This window comes from Microcoleus sp. D3_18_C4, assembly GCF_036702355.1.
Classification (GTDB): domain Bacteria; phylum Cyanobacteriota; class Cyanobacteriia; order Cyanobacteriales; family Microcoleaceae; genus Microcoleus.
Genome location: NZ_JAUBTF010000164.1, coordinates 1 through 1157 on the forward strand (window position 1 = coordinate 1; position 1157 = coordinate 1157).

1 protein-coding gene is annotated in these 1157 nt (G+C 54.1%); it reads right to left on the reverse strand.

Features of this window, described 5'->3' with window-relative positions; all coding sequences use genetic code 11:
• On the reverse strand, positions 1–1157 hold a 1157-nt coding region (locus tag QUA90_RS30360; protein ID WP_333448792.1), incomplete at both ends, for a calcium-binding protein.

Here is a 1157-nt window from a genome sequence, read left to right on the forward strand (position 1 = left end):
AGAGAGTCGGAACTCTCACCCCCACCCTGAAAGTCATTTCCATCTCCCCCAAATAGCAAGTCGCGTCCATCAACATCGGACACTAACTCGTTTTGCAAGCCACCATAAAGCGAATCCTCTCCCTCGTCGCCGACAATCGTGTCGGAACCGAGTTCGCCCCAAATCAGGTCGTTGTCTTTGCCACCGTAAACTAAGTCATGACCTTTGCCGCCAAAAATGCTATCGTTACCGCTGCCACCGCCGATGATGTCGCCGATGTCGTTGCCGAAAATTAAATCGCCTTCATCAGTCGCAACTGTACTGCCCCCTGGAGTGCCGTAGTCGCCGATGATGGTGTCGGAACCTTGATTGCCGTAGAGAGTATCCGAGTCAGTTTCGCCGAAAATGCGATCGCCCCCTTTGCCTCCAAACAGCAAATCCCGTCCGTTACCACCTCGTAAGGTGTCGTCTTGTTCTTGGCCGTGAAGTAAGTCGTTGCCATCTCCTCCTGTCAGCAAATCGAAGCCGTCGGGGTCACTGTCTAGGGAGTTGAGTACGCCACCAAACAAAGAGTCGTCTCCGTTGTCGCCGTCAAGGGTGTCTGGGCCTTTGTCACCCCAAATTAGGTCGTTGTCGATGCCACCATAGGCGATGTCAGGGCCTTTGCCGGAGTAAATCGTGTCCGAACCTTGAGTGCCGGCAATGGCGTCGCCGGAAGAACCGCCGAAAATTAGGTCGCTGTCGTTGTCGCTTAAGTCAATGTTGTTGCCGTTGTCGCCGACTATGGTGTCAGAACCGCGATCGCCGTACAATGTGTCGGAGTTGCGATCACCAATCAGGCGATCGTCTTGTTTGCCCCCAAATACGGCATCGGTTTGTTTGCCGCCGTAAACGATGTCGTTGCCTCTACCGGCGGCGATGAAGTCTCGCTGTTGTTCGCCGAAGATGAGATCGCTGCCGCCTTCACCTAATACTGTGTCGTCGCCACCAAAGGCAAGAAATAGTTGGTTGGTTTCGTTTCCTGTTAAGGAATCGTTTCCGGGAGTGCCGATGCTGGTGTTTTGGATGTCGATGAGTTGGGCGGCGTTCGAGTCGAAGTTGAGTATGGGCTCTGGCTGGGGTTGGATAAATGTGATTGGGGGCAGCAAGGGCAAGGGGTCGCAACCGCAACTGGTATC